The 18,323-nt window shown below is 40.6% G+C and carries 16 protein-coding genes; 7 read left to right on the top strand and 9 right to left on the bottom strand.

The genetic code is table 11. The annotated features are described in order from the left end of the window. The first annotated feature begins 76 nt into the window (after positions 1–76). Complete coding sequence (locus ED557_05805) at positions 77–1,807, top strand: sodium-coupled permease (GenBank protein RNC84493.1); 1,731 nt, start codon at positions 77–79, stop codon at positions 1,805–1,807. 66 nt (positions 1,808–1,873) lie between these two features. Here ED557_05805 and ED557_05800 read toward each other — a convergent pair whose 3' ends face one another. Beyond that, positions 1,874–1,942, bottom strand: coding sequence for a DUF2933 domain-containing protein (locus tag ED557_05800; protein RNC84800.1), 69 nt, complete (start codon positions 1,940–1,942; stop codon positions 1,874–1,876). Between the two features lie 618 nt (positions 1,943–2,560). On the opposite strand from ED557_05800, the gene ED557_05795 reads away from it, so the two are divergent. The 6 genes from ED557_05795 (at position 2,561) to ED557_05770 (ending at position 8,150) form a co-directional block, all read left to right on the top strand. After that, a complete protein-coding gene (locus ED557_05795) occupies positions 2,561–2,956 on the top strand; it encodes an ACT domain-containing protein (protein ID RNC84492.1) in 396 nt (131 codons plus the stop codon). A gap of 13 nt (positions 2,957–2,969) precedes the next feature. Next, positions 2,970–3,383, top strand: a complete 414-nt coding sequence (locus ED557_05790) for a DUF1801 domain-containing protein (GenBank protein ID RNC84491.1) — start codon at positions 2,970–2,972, stop codon at positions 3,381–3,383. A gap of 97 nt (positions 3,384–3,480) precedes the next feature. Then, on the top strand, positions 3,481–4,008 hold the full coding sequence (locus ED557_05785; GenBank protein RNC84490.1) for a TetR family transcriptional regulator: 528 nt from the start codon (positions 3,481–3,483) through the stop codon (positions 4,006–4,008). Between the two features lie 56 nt (positions 4,009–4,064). Further along, positions 4,065–4,424 carry a hypothetical protein gene (locus ED557_05780; GenBank protein ID RNC84489.1) on the top strand — a complete coding sequence of 120 codons (360 nt, stop codon included), beginning with the start codon at positions 4,065–4,067 and terminating at the stop codon, positions 4,422–4,424. Further along, complete coding sequence (locus tag ED557_05775) at positions 4,396–5,394, top strand: KR domain-containing protein (protein RNC84488.1); 999 nt, start codon at positions 4,396–4,398, stop codon at positions 5,392–5,394. The genes ED557_05780 and ED557_05775 overlap by 29 nt, the downstream gene beginning before the upstream one ends. Positions 5,395–5,549: 155 nt before the next feature. Next, on the top strand, positions 5,550–8,150 hold the full coding sequence (locus ED557_05770; protein ID RNC84487.1) for a hypothetical protein: 2,601 nt from the start codon (positions 5,550–5,552) through the stop codon (positions 8,148–8,150). 42 nt (positions 8,151–8,192) lie between these two features. Here the strand turns inward: ED557_05770 and ED557_05765 are convergent, their stop codons facing one another. The 8 genes from ED557_05765 to ED557_05730 form a co-directional block, all read right to left on the bottom strand. Continuing rightward, positions 8,193–8,630, bottom strand: a complete 438-nt coding sequence (locus ED557_05765) for an energy transducer TonB (GenBank protein ID RNC84486.1) — start codon at positions 8,628–8,630, stop codon at positions 8,193–8,195. A gap of 32 nt (positions 8,631–8,662) precedes the next feature. Next, positions 8,663–9,115: a hypothetical protein gene (locus tag ED557_05760; protein ID RNC84485.1), complete on the bottom strand. Its 453-nt coding sequence runs from the start codon at positions 9,113–9,115 to the stop codon at positions 8,663–8,665. Continuing rightward, complete coding sequence (locus tag ED557_05755) at positions 9,093–10,118, bottom strand: 6-bladed beta-propeller (GenBank protein RNC84484.1); 1,026 nt, start codon at positions 10,116–10,118, stop codon at positions 9,093–9,095. The genes ED557_05760 and ED557_05755 overlap by 23 nt, the downstream gene beginning before the upstream one ends. A gap of 9 nt (positions 10,119–10,127) precedes the next feature. Further along, positions 10,128–10,454, bottom strand: coding sequence for a hypothetical protein (locus ED557_05750; protein RNC84483.1), 327 nt, complete (start codon positions 10,452–10,454; stop codon positions 10,128–10,130). A gap of 13 nt (positions 10,455–10,467) precedes the next feature. After that, entirely contained in the window at positions 10,468–11,340 is an 873-nt protein-coding gene (locus tag ED557_05745) for a sterol desaturase family protein (protein RNC84482.1), read from the bottom strand. Between the two features lie 257 nt (positions 11,341–11,597). Next, complete coding sequence (locus ED557_05740) at positions 11,598–14,771, bottom strand: hypothetical protein (GenBank protein ID RNC84481.1); 3,174 nt, start codon at positions 14,769–14,771, stop codon at positions 11,598–11,600. A 71-nt stretch (positions 14,772–14,842) separates the two neighbouring features. Next, positions 14,843–17,341, bottom strand: coding sequence for a DUF5117 domain-containing protein (locus tag ED557_05735; protein ID RNC84480.1), 2,499 nt, complete (start codon positions 17,339–17,341; stop codon positions 14,843–14,845). A gap of 106 nt (positions 17,342–17,447) precedes the next feature. Continuing rightward, positions 17,448–18,323: an alpha/beta hydrolase gene (locus ED557_05730; GenBank protein RNC84479.1), complete on the bottom strand. Its 876-nt coding sequence runs from the start codon at positions 18,321–18,323 to the stop codon at positions 17,448–17,450.

The following is an 18,323-nucleotide window of genomic DNA, read 5'->3' as shown; positions in this document are numbered from 1 at the left end:
GATCGTATTCATCTGGGGAATAGTGTGTGTAATTCTTTTCTGGATATTCACCGCAATCTTCAACCAGCCCTAGTTTATGCATTGGATTGATTGGGCGGTGTTGTTCGCCTTTTTAGCTTACACTATTTGGGACGGTACCCGGAAAGGAAAAGACGCTGAAAATATCGAAGGCTACTTACTTGCGGGAAGAGGTATGCCCTGGTGGGCCGCCGGACTTTCCATTATGGCTACCCAGGCTTCTGCCATCACTTTCATTGGAACAACAGGAATAGCCTATGTAGAAGACATGCGCTTTGTGATGGTGTACCTGGCCATTCCTTTTTCAATGATCATCATCTGTATGTTCCTGGTACCCTTTTTTGCCAAAAAGAAAGCTTTTACTGCTTATGAGGTACTGGAAGAACGTTTTGGATTAAAAACACGTCTCACTACCAGCGGACTCTTCCTTATTTCCCGCGGATTGGCCTTAGGTACTGTAATCGCCGCACCTTCTTACGTATTAGCCCTTTTGCTTGGATTACCACTGTGGATCACCATTCTTATAATTGGAGTAATTGCCACCGGCTATACCATGATTGGCGGAATGGCTGGCGTGATATCCACCGATGTGAAGCAGATGGCAGTCATGATGTTCGGCCTCATCTTCTGTTTTGGGATGATTCTATATCACTTCCCGGAAGACGTTTCTTTTGGAGATGCACTCTATCTGGCTGGTTCTTTGGATAAACTCACAGCACTTGACCTAAGCTTTGACTTGAGCGAGAAATACAATGTGTGGAGTGGGGTTATTGCCGCGTTATTCCTGATGCTTTCTTATTTCGGAACCGATCAGACTCAGGTACAACGCTACCTAACTACTCCTTCGGTTAAAGCAGCCCGTAATTCTTTGTTAATGTCGGCTTATGCGAAAGTACCTATGCAGTTCTTCATCCTGTTGCTTGGGGTGATGCTCTATATCTTCTTCATTTTTAACGACGCCCCTATTTCTTTCCGCGCTTCTGACCCGGTCGCCCAGACTGAAGAGCAGTTGAATCGGGAAGAAATCATCATGCATGAATACCAAAAAGCTGAAGGTAACCGAAGAGCCCTGGCACTTAGAGCCGCCGAGACTCGAGACTACGCCCTTCAGCAAGCCTTTATTGATGCTGACAACGATCTAAATAAAGCACGTCAGGCCGAACTCGATTTACAAGCCGAGATTTTAGATGCTGATGTCAACGATACCAATTACATCTTCCCCTATTTCATCCTGAATTATATTCCCATTGGCTTAATAGGACTCATTATAGCCGGAATCTTCGCGGCAGCCATGAGTTCCATCGATTCTCAGTTGAATGCCCTGAGTGCCGTCTCTATTGTAGACTGGTACCAGCGGCTGGATAACAACAAGCATGGGGACAAGCATTACCTCAAATATTCTCGCTGGACTACCTTAGGTTGGGGAGTATTTGCCACCCTTTCTGCCCTCGCTCTGGGTGAGACTCGTTCTATCATTGAGCTGGTTAACCAGATCGGTAGTTATTTTTATGGCTCCATTCTTGGGGTATTCATCCTCTTACTCTGGGCTAAGAAAGCTAATGGAAATGGAGCCCTTGCTGGTCTGGCTGCAGGAATGCTTTCTGTATTTACTTTCGATCGCCTCTTCTATTCTGAAGCCCTGGCTGATTACTCCTTTTTCTTTCCGTGGGCCCAAACCCCTGAAGGCTATACCAAAGCCATTGAGTTCTTATGGTTAAACCCACTCGGCGCTTTTGTGGTAGTGATTGTTGGTTTAGGGGTTAGTATGGCTTTTCCGAAGAAAAATTAATCTCTAATGGAAAAGAAAGCCCAATTCTATGAGACCAAAGAAGCTCTTGAATCAATAGCACATAGATTAGAGATTAGTCATCATGAAGATATGCAAGACTGGGCATATGAGGTTGCTGATCCAAAATTGATACATAAATATCACTGCATTTATGATAGCTTAATTACCAAGGAAGAAAAGTTTGTCATGATGCAGATTATGATGCAAGCTACTAATGACCTTATTGAAGATAAATGTGACAATGATGGATGGATAGAATTAGAAAAAAGATTAATCTGGGACTATGAAATCCACAAATTCTTGATTAATTATTGGTCTTGTTTGGATTCAGAAAGCTCTAGCCATTGGTGGGGTATCACTCCACTTATACGAAATCTTTTTTCTAAACAGATAAAAAGAAAGAAAATCCTATTTATTTGCACTGTTAATCGAATGAGAAGCGCTACTGCACATGAGATTTATAAAAATGACTTAAGGTTTGCAGTTAAATCTGCGGGCACTGATGTTAGTGCTAATACTCCTATAACTATCGAATTACTTAATTGGGCGGATACAATAATAGTTATGGAAAAGCACCACAGAAACTATATAAGGAAATTAGATCCTGATACATACCAGAATAAGAAAATTGTATGCCTATATATCCCTGATGAATATGACTATATGCAGACTGAGCTAATAATTATTTTAAGACAAAAAGTTGAAAGTTTTCTTAAAAGAGGGTTGGTATAAGCTTTTGTATAGATTAGATATATGTCCGTAAAAACTAATCTCAACTCCCTCCTCAAAAACCTCTCCCCAAAACTCAATGAGGGAGAATATGTCTTTGTCTTGGTGACCGGTTTAGAAGGCATTAATCGAGATGATATCATTGCTCAAATCAAAGAAGAAGAAGGAACTACTCTCATCCTAAATAAAGAAAAAGCGAATGAACTAGGGTTTTCCTATGAGTTCGTGGCGGCCTGGATTACCCTCACCGTTCATTCTTCTTTGGAAGCAGTTGGCTTAACCGCCGCATTTTCTACCGAATTGGCTAAGCATGATATCAGCTGTAATGTGGTAGCAGGCTATTATCATGATCATCTTTTCGTGAATACAAAAGACGCCCAAAAAGCCATGGATGTATTACATTCCCTAACACAGCAATAAACCAATAGGTATTATGGCAGGCCTGGCAACACAGGAAACCAACAAAAGCGTTTCTGATTTTATCGACAGTATTGAAAGTGCGTCTAAAAGGGAGGACAGCAAAACCCTGATCAAAATGATACAGGAAATCACTGGCCATGAGCCCAAAATCTGGGGTGATCATTTTATCATTGGCTTCGGGAAATACACTTACACTCGGAAAGGTGGGAAAGAAGAGTTCGAATGGTTTAATGTTGGATTCGCTCCACGAAAGACAAAAATGACTGTATATCTCACCTTCGATATCAATGAACAGGAAGAACTAACCAGCAAATTGGGTAAGTGTAAATGGGGCAAGGGGTGCCTGTACATCAACAAACTTGCCGATATTGATTTGGATGTGCTGGCTCAGTTAATTGAAAAGAGTAAAGATGCTCGCTGGCATTAAAAAAATAAAACTTGGAAATATGACGAACGGTCATTATAATTGATCCGTGAGACGAAAAATATTTAAAGAAGACATTATTAATGCTGGCCGCGACCTGATGTTTGTGAACGGGTACAATGCTACCGGTATCAAAGACATAACCAATAAGGTGGGTATACCTAAAGGTTCTTTCTACAATCATTTCTCAAGTAAAGAAGAATTTGGGCTGGAAGTATTAAGAAACTATATGTCTAACGGACTTAATATCCACAAAAACCATTTACTAAATACAAGTAAGTCACCTACTCAAAGGATTAGAGATTTTTACGAGGGAAATATCCAGGAATACAAAAAAGTCCTGGAATTTAAGATGGGGTGTATGATGGGGAACTTCTCTACGGAAATGGCTGATGTAAATGAGTCATTTCGAATATTGTTAGATCAGGGCTTTGATGAACAGGAGCAGGTAATCATTGAATGTCTTAAAGAAGCCCAGTCACAAAGCGAAATTGACGAACAAACAGATGTAGAACTTCTTGGAAGTTCTATCATTAATGGCTGGCATGGTGCGCTAGTTCGGATGAAAGCTTCTGCTACTGCAAAGCCACTTGAGGATTTCAAAAAGTACTTTTTAGCAAACCTATAATTTTTTTAAACAAAATATGACGAATGGTCATCTTAATAACACATAACTAAACAGCAATGGAAAAAATAAATAAACCGAAGCAGCTGCGAGCGATCTTCATCTTAAATGCGTTGATGATTGCCCTCCCTTTTCTCTTTTACCTGGTTTTTACTACACAGGATATAATTATAGGTACACTTGATCCAATTTGGATGGTCTATACAGGTATCGGGTACATCATCAGCTTTGCAATGCTTGTCGCTACAATCTTAAATAGAAAAATCATTCTGATGAGATTGGTCTTTGCGTTGAACATCCTCATATCTATCCCAGTTGGGGCATATATAGGAATCCTTGTGGCTGTGATTTCTTTTGCTCTTTCCTATCACAAAAATGTGAAAGCCTTTTTTGGTTCAACTATTACTTCTAACTCTTAAGCTGATTAAGATGGATAGTAATATTTCTGACAAGAATATATTGATCACTGGCGCTAATGGAGCGATGGCAAGAGAAACCATCAAGCAATTAATTGCTAATGGCGCAACGTCAATAGTAATGGCTTGTCGGTCTAAGGCCAAAGGGTTGATAGCCAAGAAAGAGATTGAGGATGAGTTAGGAGTAGGCAACAAAGTAAATCTTCGAGTGATAGGTGGGTTTGATATGAATGACCCAAAAAAGATTCGAAGTGCAATATATTCGCTGCCAAACAACCTTTCTTTTGATATAGTCTTTCTCGCAGCAGGTTTCGCTGTGTTTTCAGATGATTACCAGGCTGTAGAATGGGATGGCAAAAGAATTGAAAAGAATATCTTTCAAAACCTGATGGGCAGTCATGTTACCCTAAAACTTATTAAAGAAAACAATCTGCTTAAGCCTAATGCGAGGGTAGTTATTGCAGGTGGTGAAGGTGCTCGAGGGTTAAAAGGGTTAATAGAAAAGCCCGAATTCTCTACTCCTGAAGAACTAAGAGACTATGTCTTTTTGAAGCAAACGCCACCCTATAATCCAATGAATGCTATTGGTGTTTCAAAATTTTGCGGAGCTTTATGGACGAAGAAAATGGCTGAGGTATTCAAAGATGAGCATGAAACTATCTGGTTTTCTCCAGGGCTTACTTCTGGCTCTGATGGGCTCAAAACCTTACCTCCTTTTAAGAGATGGTTCATGAATAATGTCCTTTTTACTTTTATGGCTTTAGCAGGAAAATCTCAAACACCACAAAAAGGGGGACAAAAGTTTGCAGAATGTCTAATAGGAAAAATTGGTAACAATGGAAACTTAATTGGAGCACCAGAAGGAAAATCAATAGGTAAGTTTACCGAACAAACATCTATGAATTCTGCTTTGAGCAACCAAGCCCTGATTGATGAATTTTGGAAAATCTTAGAAGAGCTTTTTGAGACTTAGTCTATTGTGAGGTTATACTTTCCGAGAGTAGTGAATATTCCCATTTAGCCCCCTTCCCATTCTTTTACATTCCTTAAGGAAACCTTTCTCTTCGCCAAGCGTGTATCTGTAAGTCGCTTAAATAGTTATAGGTACAAAATTCAGAAATTAACGCAATGAAAATCAAATTCGGAGTACTCCTCATCGTTAGCTTCTGTGCACAACAATTGGTAACTGCACAGGAACAAACCGAAATTCAACAAAAGAGCTATTACACTCAAAAAATTGCGGGCGAGGCTCCCCGAATTGATGGTTTTGTCGATGAAGACAGCTGGAATATGGTAGAATGGTCGGGTGACTTTACACAAATCAGTCCGGATCATGGAGCCGAGCCATCTCAACCCACGGCAATTAAAATTTTGTATGATGACAATTACCTCTATGTAGCGATCCGGGCTTTTGACGATGAACCGGATAAAATCGTTAAACGCCTTTCACGTAGAGATGGATTTGAAGGCGACTGGGTAGAGATTAATATTGATAGCTATAACGACAAACGAACCGCCTTTTCATTTACCGCAACAGTTGCCGGTGTAAAAGGAGATGAAGCCATTAGTAATGATGGTAATAACTGGGATTCTTCCTGGGATCCACTCTGGGATTTTGAAACCAGCATTGATAATGAAGGCTGGATTGCAGAAATGAGAATTCCGTTTACTCAACTTCGCTTCGATGCAAATGAAAATCAGGAGTGGGGAATGCAATTCACCCGCAGGTTTTTCAGAAATCAAGAGCGGTCTACCTGGCAGTACTTCTCACAAGAAGACGCCGGATGGGTAAGTAATTTTGGAAAACTACACGGTATCCGGGGAATTAAGCCAAAACGGCAAATTGAAATCGCGCCATACACGGTTGCAAAAGCAGAACGTTATGAAGCTGAAGCAGGAAACCCTTTCCGAGATGGAAGTGACGAATCTTTAAGTCTTGGATTAGATGGTAAAATCGGTATTACTAACGACTTCACTGTAGACTTCACGATCAACCCGGATTTTGGACAGGTTGAAGCCGATCCTTCTGAAGTAAATCTTACCGCATTTGAGTCTTTTTTCCAGGAACGACGACCATTTTTTATTGAAGGTAGAAACATCACAAGTTTCCAAATTACCGGTGGAGGTAATCCTTACTCATCCGACAATTTATTCTACTCTCGTCGAATTGGCAGAAGCCCGCAAAATTTCCCGGATGTTGATAGTGATTTAAACGAATATGCAGATGTGCCACAAAACACGACCATTTTAGGTGCTGTAAAGCTTACTGGCAAAACCCAAAACGGCCTATCCATTGGAATCGTGGAAAGCCTGACTTCTGCTGAATACTCAGATGTAAGTCGGAATGGAATTTCTAGTGAAGAAATCGTTGAACCACTTACGAATTATTTCCTGGCTAGTGTACAGCAGGAAACGAATGAGAGTAATACTGTTTTTGGTGGAATGTTCACCGCCACAAACCGGGACATTAATGATGCCTCCCTCGAAAATCTAAATACCAGTGCTTATACAGGAGGATTAAATTTTGAACACTATTGGAATGACAGAACGTATTACGTTCGTGCAAATATGATCGCCAGCCATATCACAGGAAGTCAAGAAGCAATCCTAAGTCAGCAGGAATCGTCCCGAAGGTTCTTCCAACGACCTGACAATGATTATACCACCTATGACCCAACCAGAACTTCTCTGACCGGAACTGGTGGAAATATCGAAGTTGGAAAGCAAGCTAGCAGCGGATGGCGATACTTGGGGTGGCTAACCTGGCGCTCTCCCGAGCTGGAACTAAATGATTTAGGTTTCTTGAGACGCGGTGATTCCATTTTCCAGGTACTTTGGGCCGGCTACCGTTTCGCTAATCCGATAGGAATTTTCAGAAACGCGAATTTGAATTTCAATCAATGGACAGGCTGGGACTTTGGTGGCACCAATAGCTTCAAAGGTGGGAATTTTAATATCAATGGTCAGCTTAAAAATTACTGGTTTGTAAGTGGTGGCATGGATATAGAAGGAGAAGAAGTATCAAATACTTTCTTAAGAGGTGGTCCATCTATGCAGGTACCTGGTGGATATAGCTACTATTTTAATGTAAATACTGATAGTAGAAAGCAGCTTTCATTTGGAACTAATCATAGTCAATTCTTTGGATTTGATAATTCTGCCAATCGAAAGAATTTTGGTTTCTCTGTCAGATACATTCCTACTGACGCCTTTAGAATTTTTGTCCGCCCAAGCCTTAATATTTTTGACGGGGAACTTCAGTATATGACCACAACAAGTGACCTCATTGGTGACGATGCATATATATTTGGCGACATTGATCAAGTAACTACGAGCATTACCATGCGACTGGATTATGTAGTCTCTCCGGATTTTACTATTCAATATTATGGATCACCCTTTATTAGTGCGGTAGATTATTCTGACCCTAAAGTCGTCACTAATCCTCGTGCCGATAATTTTGAAGATCGATTTAGCAGGGATGTTTCGTTTTCATCCGAAGATTACGTAAATGACTACGACTTCAACTTTCGTCAATTCAGATCTAATTTAGTACTAAGATGGGAATATCGCCCAGGATCGCTGGTATTCCTGGTTTGGACACAAGGCCGAACCGACTTTGATGATTCAACCGGAGGCTTTAACTATGGCTCAGGTTTTGATGAGCTATTTTCAGTAAAACCTGAAAATGTGTTTCTGATTAAGTTCTCTTACCTGCTTGGAATGTAATTATTGATCACTCTTTGACACCTTTTTGTGCATCTACGCTAATCAATAATTCACAGTGGAAAGGTTAAAATTCATTCCCGTTGTAAAGCTGGTTTTAACAGGTTCACCATCTTTTATGGCAGAAGTATATGAAGCTTTCATATAGGCCTGTACTGCTTGTCTGTTTAGACAATAACCTGGTCCATTTATAACTTTGATTTCCTGTACTGCATCATATTTTGATATAGTTATTTCCATAGTAACTCTCCCGGAAACACCTGCTCTTCTAGCAGGCTCAGGAAAGGTGATTCCTGAATTAATATTTGGTACTACTTCAAATGGAACATCAAAATCGGTTACAACCTCAGAGGTATCTACAATTTCTTCATTGAAGTAATAATCCGGAAGCTTATAGCAAGGATCTTGTGAAGGGTCCGGAATTGGAGCGCACATCAACATTAGCATTAATAAAGGAAGCAGTGTAAAATAGACCTTATTCATTTCAGACTATAAACTAATGAGCAAACGTACTTTCAATTTGAATTTTCTAACTCTTTACCTTCCATTAAATCAAAAAACACTATTAGTGATACAAGAGAAATTACTCCTATCTCAATCACAGAGAAGCTTAACATTTCAAAATCAAAATATAGAGGATCCATTAATATCGAATCTAAGCCCATTGATCTAGAATAATTAATTATCAGAACTGAAAGCGAAAAAAAGATCAGGAAAGAGAACAAGCAAAAAGGTTTTGTTTTGTAAAACAAACCTGATGATAGATTTGCTATGGTAATAAAAAGAAAGGTGTAAAAAATAAATCTACTTCGAACAAAAACTACTTCAAAAAAATCTAGAACTAAACTTGGTTTAAATGCGATAAGAAGAATGATAACTAAATGAGCAAGCATTAAAAGTATTATCAATACTCTTATAAAGATATCTCCCAGCAGAAATCTACTATTAATACTCGAAAGGAACTTCATAGATAATATCTGAAGGTAAAATCATATACATTTTCTTTTCGCCAAGTGCAAAATTATGGAAAAAACCTGGCACCCTATACGACTGTAAATATTCTCCGCTTTCTTCGTCGTATACATCTAAAAATAATTTCCACTCTTCTACATACTTTTCACCATTCCAAACTCCTTTATCATAGGTGGCAACAAATACTTTTCCGTTATATACATCGATACCAGTATTATTTATCCTTTCTTCTTTTGGTGCTGTTATCCTAGTTGAACCAGATTCTATTTTTAGTTCAGGTTTATCTTGGGCATCAGGAAGGTGAATTGTTTGAATGCGATTAGCTTCAGTACCTGAGAATTTATAAAGCTTACTATAATAGAATGGTAAGTAATAAAAATCGTTTGTTTTACCACCAGTAATTTGACCATCATAAAGAATAGAACTTTTAGCCTCTAACTCAGGAAATTGTCCAAATCTCTTTTCCAGGCCATTTTCGATATTTATTTTGCTAAATAGTAACTCATCTCCCAAGCTTAAATAAAAAATACTTTCATCGTTTGAGAAAATTCTTAATGGATGAATTTTAGAATTTAGTTCATCCACTAAGTTACCATTAAGATCAAACTTAAGAATTTTGAATTGCCTTGAATCTACGACCCAAATAAAATTGGAGTCCACAAAAAAATCAGTGATCAAGAGTGCTTCTCCAGGCCCCCTACCTTTACCGTTTCCGATTATTGATATCAGGTTCCATTCCTGATCAAACCTGTAAATTCTCATATCAGAAAAATCAAGGATATAAATATACCCTTCCTTAAAAAGAATCTGTTCAGGACGGTATAGAGAATCTGGTAAAGAAACTTCCTTTCTACTACCTACATCAAGTGTATCAATTCTTCTCTCTAAACTTTGAGAGTCAAAAGCCTCTTTTTCAAATAAATATGATTTGGTATGAAATACATAAATGAAAAGAAAAACTATAAGAGAAACTGATACAATAGTAACAAATAATCTCATATATAAAGGCTAAAAACACCCGGACGTACACTCCATAGGTGTACCACCTCCAGACATACATAGCTCAGTACCTATTTCATCATCACACCAAGCATATGAACAAGCTTTGGTTCCTTCTTCTCCACATATCGTTGTACATACGCCATTGTCATGACAACTTTCCCGAGCTTCGATTTCGTTATTGGGAAGTAAAAAGACTTGAATTAAAATATAGATTAAAGAGAGTCTGAATAGATATTTCATAATTTTCCTTTTTTTGACCTGACCACAATCATCATATCCATAAATATCTATAGATGCAATACTTATATATAGGTATTTTATAAGAAATGGCATTGTTCGAAAAGGCTCATGATTCTATATCTGAAGATTCTACTTTCTCATCCCCTCCAAACTTAGAACCTACTGGCGGGCGATATTTTTGAAATGGAATTTTTAGCAGGTTTACTACATCGTCATGTTCTTTAGGGTCCATGTGGGTATCGATTCCATAAATCAACTCTTTAGTATCATCCACCTCTGCGAAAGTACCAAATACCCGATCCCAAATCGCAAAGATATTCCCGTAATTAGTGTCGGTTAAGGGCTGGGTGTAGTGATGGTGTACTTTGTGCATGTAGGGAGTTACAAATACCCAGGATAGTGTGCGGTCCAGTTTTTTGGGCATTTGGATATTGGCATGATTGAAATGGGTAAAAGCTGCTGAGCAAGTTTGATAAAGGAATACAATCCAGATTGGAGCTCCAACAATCACCACTCCAAGGATAGTGAAGATCATTCGGAATACAGCTTCTCCGGGATGGTGTCTTAGTCCTGTAGTTACATCAACCGTAGTATCACTGTGGTGTACCAGGTGGAATTTCCACATGAATCGAACTTTGTGTTCCACCCAATGAACCAGCCAGGCTCCATAAAAATCAAGAAGCATTACCCCTACTATCATTTGTGCCCAAATGGGCATGTCTATCCAGTTTAGTAATCCGAAATCATTGGCAGTTACCCAATCAGAAGCGGCTAATAGCACACTGGCAAAAGCAAGCCCAATGATTAGGAAGAAGAGTGTGAGTAATCCATTTATACCAGCATGACGGACTTTCCTGTACCCAAACTCGAAGAGTGGAAATACCCCTTCGATAATCCAGAATAGGAAAATACCCCCTACCAGAATACCCGCTCTGAAAGCGGATGGGATGTTTTCAAAAAACTCTATAAATGACTCCATGCTGATTTATGTTCTTTTAGCGGTTGCCTTGAATCGAATATAAAACTTTCACTTGTAATCTCGCATTCCTTCTCACTACTGTCATTCTGAGCGAAAGCGAAGAATCAACGTGATTCAAAACACTTAGATTCTTCGGAGGTATCCTCAGAATGACTTGTAGAGTTTTTGCGAGGAAGCCAACAGCGACCGAAACAATGACGAATAAAAAAAGCCCCGACGAATAGCCGGGGCTTTAGTATTTCCTTTGTTAAAAAGGTTTAGTCCTGGTCGTCTCCACCTAGAGTTTTGAACGGACTTAGATCAGCAGATTCAATCGCTACCTGGTAAGCTACCCAATCGGTAGCTACAAAGTCCTCGATTTGAGCAACTGCTTCATCTACTGCTTCAGCAGCTAAACGGAGGAGGTTTTCTTCATGAGAACCCGGGCCATCCCAATCATTGTTTAAATAACGGTTTGGGCCAAACAACCGGGTCATTACAGTAATTGCAGGGTTACGTGTAATTCCCTGGCGGTCATCCGGCTTACCGAATACATGATTCATCAATTCATCAATGCGTTCCTTGGTTTCCTTACTAAGATCATTGACTTCCTTTAGCTCATCTTTTGGACGAGTATCGGATTTTAAAAGTCGTTCGTTTACCTCCACAATTTCCTTGGCATCACGAAGCATGGCTACTGCATCGTTCATTTGATTCACTACTTCATATACTCTGTCATAAAAGTCGGAAGTAGCCTGAAGAGCATTCATCGGCATTTCGATGCGCGGATCCGGATGCACCCTTACCATTGTGGAATCAGACTCACCCATGAAAGTAAACTTCACTTTGTATGTTCCCGGAAGTACACTTGGGCCACCTGGTTCTGGAGCATTCGGTCTTGGAGCATTTCTATTTGGAAATCGAACTCCTTTTCGGTTTAGTGACCAACTGGTTCGGTTTAAGCCATTTCCATCAGGGGTTACTTCATAGGTTCTGATTTTATCACCTGAATTATCGAATACTTCGACTTTAACTTTTTCGTCTTTCTTCTTCTCACCTTCTTCAGGCTCAGGAATATTTACCGAATAAGTTAACATCGCTCCACTTCCCCGATTATCGCCAAAAAACATACCATCTGCCGCAAAACGGCTTCCCATGGCTTGTCTCCATTCTGCGAGATAGGCATCCGGAGAAGGGAAAGCCTTGATGGTTTTTTCAAGTTCGTCAGCACCATTACTGGCAAGCTCTCTAAGTGGTCGCATATCATCAAACACCCAGAATGAACGGCCAAATGTTCCTATTACAAGGTCATGCTCTCGTGGATGCATTACCATATCATAGGTAGATACCGTTGGGTATTCATGTGTCCACTTTGTCCAAGTATCACCCGCATCAATACTTACATACAATCCAAACTCTGTTCCAACAAACATCAGGTTCGGCTCTTCCAAATCCTGAACGAAGGAAAGTGCATAGCCTTTCACTCCTTTGTCTTCAACGATGTTTGCCCAACGGCGACCATAATCGGTAGTATGAAGTACATAAGGAGCCCAGTTTCCTCGACGATAATCGTTGATTACCGCAAAAGCTTCACCAGCGTTAAACTTAGACGCTTTAACCTGAGCTACATAGCTTCCTTCTGGAACACCACGCAGATTTCTTGCTAAATCAGTCCAATTTGCGCCACCATCTCGAGTGATTTGCACTTTACCATCATCGGTACCAACCCAAATCACGTCTTCTTCAACAGGGCTTGGCTCAATAGCCAAAATGGTGGTGTAGTTTTCAGCGCCGGTAGCATCCATGGTTAAACCACCACTCTCATGCTGCTTCTGCTTGGTAGTATCGTTAGTTGTTAGGTCCGGTGATATAATCTCCCAGGTTTCTCCCCGATCGGTACTTTTGTGCACATACTGGCTACCGAAATAGATAGTCTCTGCATCAAATGGATCAAAGTTTAGAGCTGCATTCCAATTGAAACGAAGTACATCTCCATCAGGGTGGGTTGGCTTTACGAATTTTGCGCTTCCGCTAACCCGATCAACCCTTCCAATATTCCCTTGCTGAGACATGGCATATACATAACGAGAATCACTTGGATCAACCAGTACATCAAATCCATCACCAAAGAATAGTTCATCCCAATAAGAATTCCTGATTCCACCTGATCTCCACACATAAGCAGGACCTTCCCATGAACCGTTATCCTGCATACCGCCATATACATTGTATGGTATTCCCATATCCACATTAACATGGTAGTACTGACCTACAGGGATGTTATCGATGAATCTCCATGTATCACCGCCATCATAGGTAATATTCAAACCACCGTCGTTTCCGTCAATCATAAAGCCAGGGCTTTCTTTACTTAACCAGAAAGCGTGGTGATCTGGGTGTACCCAGTTGTAGTATGGATAGAGGCTTTCAAACGATTTGGCTCCGTCCTCACTCTTGGAGATATACGTATAGATACTGTATACACGATTCTCATTGAATGGATCTACATAGATTTCTGCATAGTAGAATGGTCTGTTTCCTACATCTCCGTCTTTTTCAACGGTTTGACGAAGCTCCCAGGTAAATCCACCATCATCACTTCGGTAAATTCCGTTCTTCTTGGATTCGATAATGGCATAAACTACATTGGTTTTGCCTGGTGCAATAGCAATCCCCATTTTTCCAAGTTCTCCTTCAGGAAGGCCATCTTCACTCGTAAGTTCGGTCCAGGTTTCACCTCCATCAACTGTCATATATAGACCTGAGCCTTCTCCACCTGATTCAAAGAACCATGGCCATCTGCGGTACTCCCACATTGCTGCGAACATCTTGTTCGGGTTGATGGGGTCCATCACCAAATCAGCAATACCGGTTCTATTATTTACATATAAAATCTTTTCCCAGGTTTTGCCACCATCTGTGGTTTTGTACACTCCACGATCTTCTGTATCGGCCCATGCGTTTCCTTGAGCGCCAACATACACGGTGTTTGGATCATCCGGGTGAATAATTACCCGATGAATGTTTCGGGTCCCTTCAAGACCCATTAATTCCCAGGATCGACCACCATCTAAACTGCGATATACCCCGGCTCCTGCACTGGCACTGTTTCTTGGATTTCCTTCTCCCGTTCCAACCCAAATGATATCCGGGCTCTTTTGGTGTATGTCAATCGCACCGATGGAAGCAGCAGCATACTCATCAAAAATAGGCTCCCAGGCAATTCCACCACTTTCAGATTTCCAGATACCTCCGGAAGCAGACCCGGCATACATGATATCCGGATTCATTTCTACCACATCAATCGCTGTGATACGACCACTCATACCAGCTGGACCGATATTCCGCGGTTCAATCCCTTTCATTAACTCCATATCCAGTTGCTGAGCTGATGTACTTGGAATCATCATCAATAAACTGAGAACGGGTATCAACCAATAGGCTTTTTTCATGTTATCTCCTTTTTTAAATAAAAAAAGGATGGCACAGTTACCGTACCATCCTTTGTCTTTATGATAATTGCTTAGTCGTCGCCGTCAAGAATATCATCAATTCGGGCGCGAGCATCCTCAAGGTGAGTTCTCGAAGCACGATTGATATTTCCTGCATTCAAGCGATTGTTAATATCTCTTCTAAGAATCACTAGTTGGTTGCGAACGATTGGACGTACATCAGATTGGCTAATGTCATAAGGTGAGCCAAAGAACCCACCTCTTGGAGGCTCCTGGTTCATGAGGTAATCAGCACGCTCAATATAAGCTCTTTGAAGATGTCGACGATGAACATCGATATTTCTATTCGCTCTAAGCTCACTAAATACTCCACCTCGAAGTTCATCCATCATTTCGAAGGCAGTGTACGTTTCGCCATCAGCACGGCGCTCATTATCTGCTAATCGAGCAATTCTGGTTGGACTCATAACATTGTTCAGTACCCCTGCTTGTGCACCACGGAAAGCTTCTACAGCTGTTGATGAATTCACACGGTCAAGGATATCCTGGTTAAATGCCCAGGTTGGAGTAGTGAAAGCGTGGCGATTTAGGAAAGCCAATGCACGTCGTTGATCTGCTTTAGATACAATCTCATACACTTCTCCATCCTGATCGAAGGTTTTGTATGTTTGGTACACACCACCTACATAGGTAGTAACATGCCCCATATATCGTCTCCACTGACCAATGATGTTATTATAAAGTTCACTTAGATCACTGTATTCTTCACCAGGTTCTCCAACCCAATCGATAAGATTGTCAGTTATAACCTGAAGGTTAGCAAGACCAAGCTCACTAGCTCTCATCGCATCATCACCAATCGCTTCTGTTTGTGAACGAGGATCGATACCGTTTGAGTAACCGAACCAGTATAGCGGATCGTCACCATTAGCTACAATCCACTCATTTAGAGTTTCATTTTCGTCGTTTGGCTCTTCAACTTCAGGAATCCAGGTGTAACCCCATTTGATTGACCAGATATCGTACTCGCCAATTTTTGGATAGAAATGAGTTACTCCGTCACCTGGCTGTGCAATATAGTTGAAACGTGCATAATCCATAATAGATGGAGCAGTACCGTGCGTAGAAGTAAATTCAGGATCACGTAACTGATCTACCGTATATCCAACACTTGAACCCATGTTGTGTGGAAGACCAAGTGTATGACCAACTTCGTGAGCCATAACGAATCGAAGCATTTCGCCCATGATTTCATCTGACATTTTCACGTTTCTTGCATCAGGATTAGCTGCTGCTGTTTGAATGAAGAACCAGTTTCTAAGGAGATTCTGGATATTGTGGTACCAAAGGATATCACTTTCTAGAATCTGACCTGTTCTTGGATCATGAACGTGGGGTCCCTGAGCATTCTGAATTGGATTCGTGATATAACGCATTACAGAGTAACGCGCATCTTCTGGCGAAAACTCTGGGTCTTCTTCAGGAGTTGGAGCTTCTTTACCAATAATTGCATTCTTGAAGCCTGCTGCTTCGAATGCTACCTGCCAGTCATCAATACCTTGTAATAGATATGGAACCCACTTTTTTGGAGTAGCCGGATCTAAGTAATAAACGATTTGCTCTTCTGGCTCAACTAGCTCACCTCTTAGATAAGCTGCTTTGTCTTCTTCTTTTGGAACCAGCTTATAGCGAGTAATGAATCTGTTTCTTTCTGCTTTATGCTCATCAGAACTATAATCGTATTGACCGATTGAGAAATAGCCTACTCTTTGATCCCAGTTTCTTGGCATCCACTGCTCTTCCGGAAGAAGTAACATCGACTGGTTTACTTCCAAAGAAATAGTATTAGTAACACCATCATCTGGAGGAGAACCAGCATCATAAGTTAATACATGGCGTACTTCAAGGTTTTTTGGGTAACTCGCCATACGCTCTACGAAACTTCTGCTCGCATCTAAACGACGAACCTGGAAATTTCTTCTTTGGAAGCTACTTAAACCGCTCAATAAAGCTACATCAGAGGTGTAAAGCTTGGTAGCATCAAACACTAATCCAGTACTATCTGTTGCATCAGCTTCAATTTTGAAGGTATAGATTACTGGCTCAAAGTTATTATTGCGTACTGACTTGTATACTGGATCTTCTTCATCTGCAACACTGGAATAAGAAACGTGTCGAAGCATGATTGAATTCTCCTTTCGCTGCCACCTTACCACTTGCTGGCCACGAGCTTTTTGACCTGCTCCACCAAAACTTAAGTTTTGAGTAGAACCGGCTACACGGGTAACGAGTAGCATTTCTCTTTCAAGAAGTTCATTTGGTACTTCAAAGTAATACTTGTCTTTTACTTTGTGCACGTTAAATAAACCTTCATCAGATTCAGCATCCTTAGTGATTACTTCACTGAATTTCTTCATATCGCCACCACCTGGTCCAGGTCGGTTGGCAGAAGGTCGTGATGAAGACGATGACGACGAAGCTGGTTGAGTCGTCTTACATCCAGAAATCACCAAAAAACTGCATAGAACATACGCTAGAATACGCCCTTTTTTAAATATTCCGAGTTGCATAAATAGAATAGTTGGTTGTTAGTTTTAATAAAAAGTCTAAGAAAGTCTTACAAACAACCCGGTTTAGCAAGTTATTCGTGTAAAAGTTTTAAAAGCTAGAATTAGCTTATCTAAGATACTCTCTAAACCAACCAATCGACCAGTCTAAGGCCTCCATAAACGGAGCAGGAAAATCTTCTTCTTCAAAAGGATGTGCAGCTCCCAAAGTATGTCCGGTATTTGCGATCAAACGCAGCTCTTTTTCTTTAGTAGCGCACTTTATATGAAGTTCTTCTGAATCGGTATAAGGAACAGTTTCATCCTGACGGGCATGAATGAATAAGGATGGGATCCGAAGCTTTTCAACTCTGTTAATAGCTAAAACTTCCTCCTGATTATTTAGTGCATCATCATATACAACACGATCCAACTTCATTATCTGACCGGTACGGCTATTCTTGAATTCTGTAAAGCCCTTTTCGTCCCAATCTTTTTTATGAACATCTGACCATCTCTCCAGGTAATTGGCTACTGCCGACCATGTTACCAGACACTGAATGGAATCAAACTTTGAAGCTGCTACAAGGGCAGTTTGCCCTCCCCTCGAATGCCCCAATATTCCAATCACATCCGTATTTAAGTGAGAGTGAGAGTCTTTGATTTCTCCCCGCTGAAGAGCTCCAATAATCGTATCTATATCCTGGATATCTTGCGAAAATGTTTCTCTGGCAAATAAATCTAGTCTATCCAGCTCAGTTTTATTGTCGCCTATCCCATTCAATGAAAAATTGAAAGCAACTACACCAAATCCATTTCTTGCTATTTCCTCGCATGCATCAGGAAAAGGACCCCAGTCTTTAAATCCCTTGAAACCGTGTAGAAAAAGAATAACAGGGAACTCGCGATTGGTTCCACTTATCGGAGAATATAAATCCCATCGTATCGGGAGCCCTTCAGAGGAAGGGGTTTGCCCTGACGATATGGAGATATTCTCAAATTCCAT

Origin of the sequence: Balneola sp., from assembly GCA_003712055.1 — a bacterium.
GTDB lineage: Bacteria > Bacteroidota > Rhodothermia > Balneolales > Balneolaceae > RHLJ01.
This window is presented reverse-complemented; position numbering and strand designations above follow the sequence as displayed.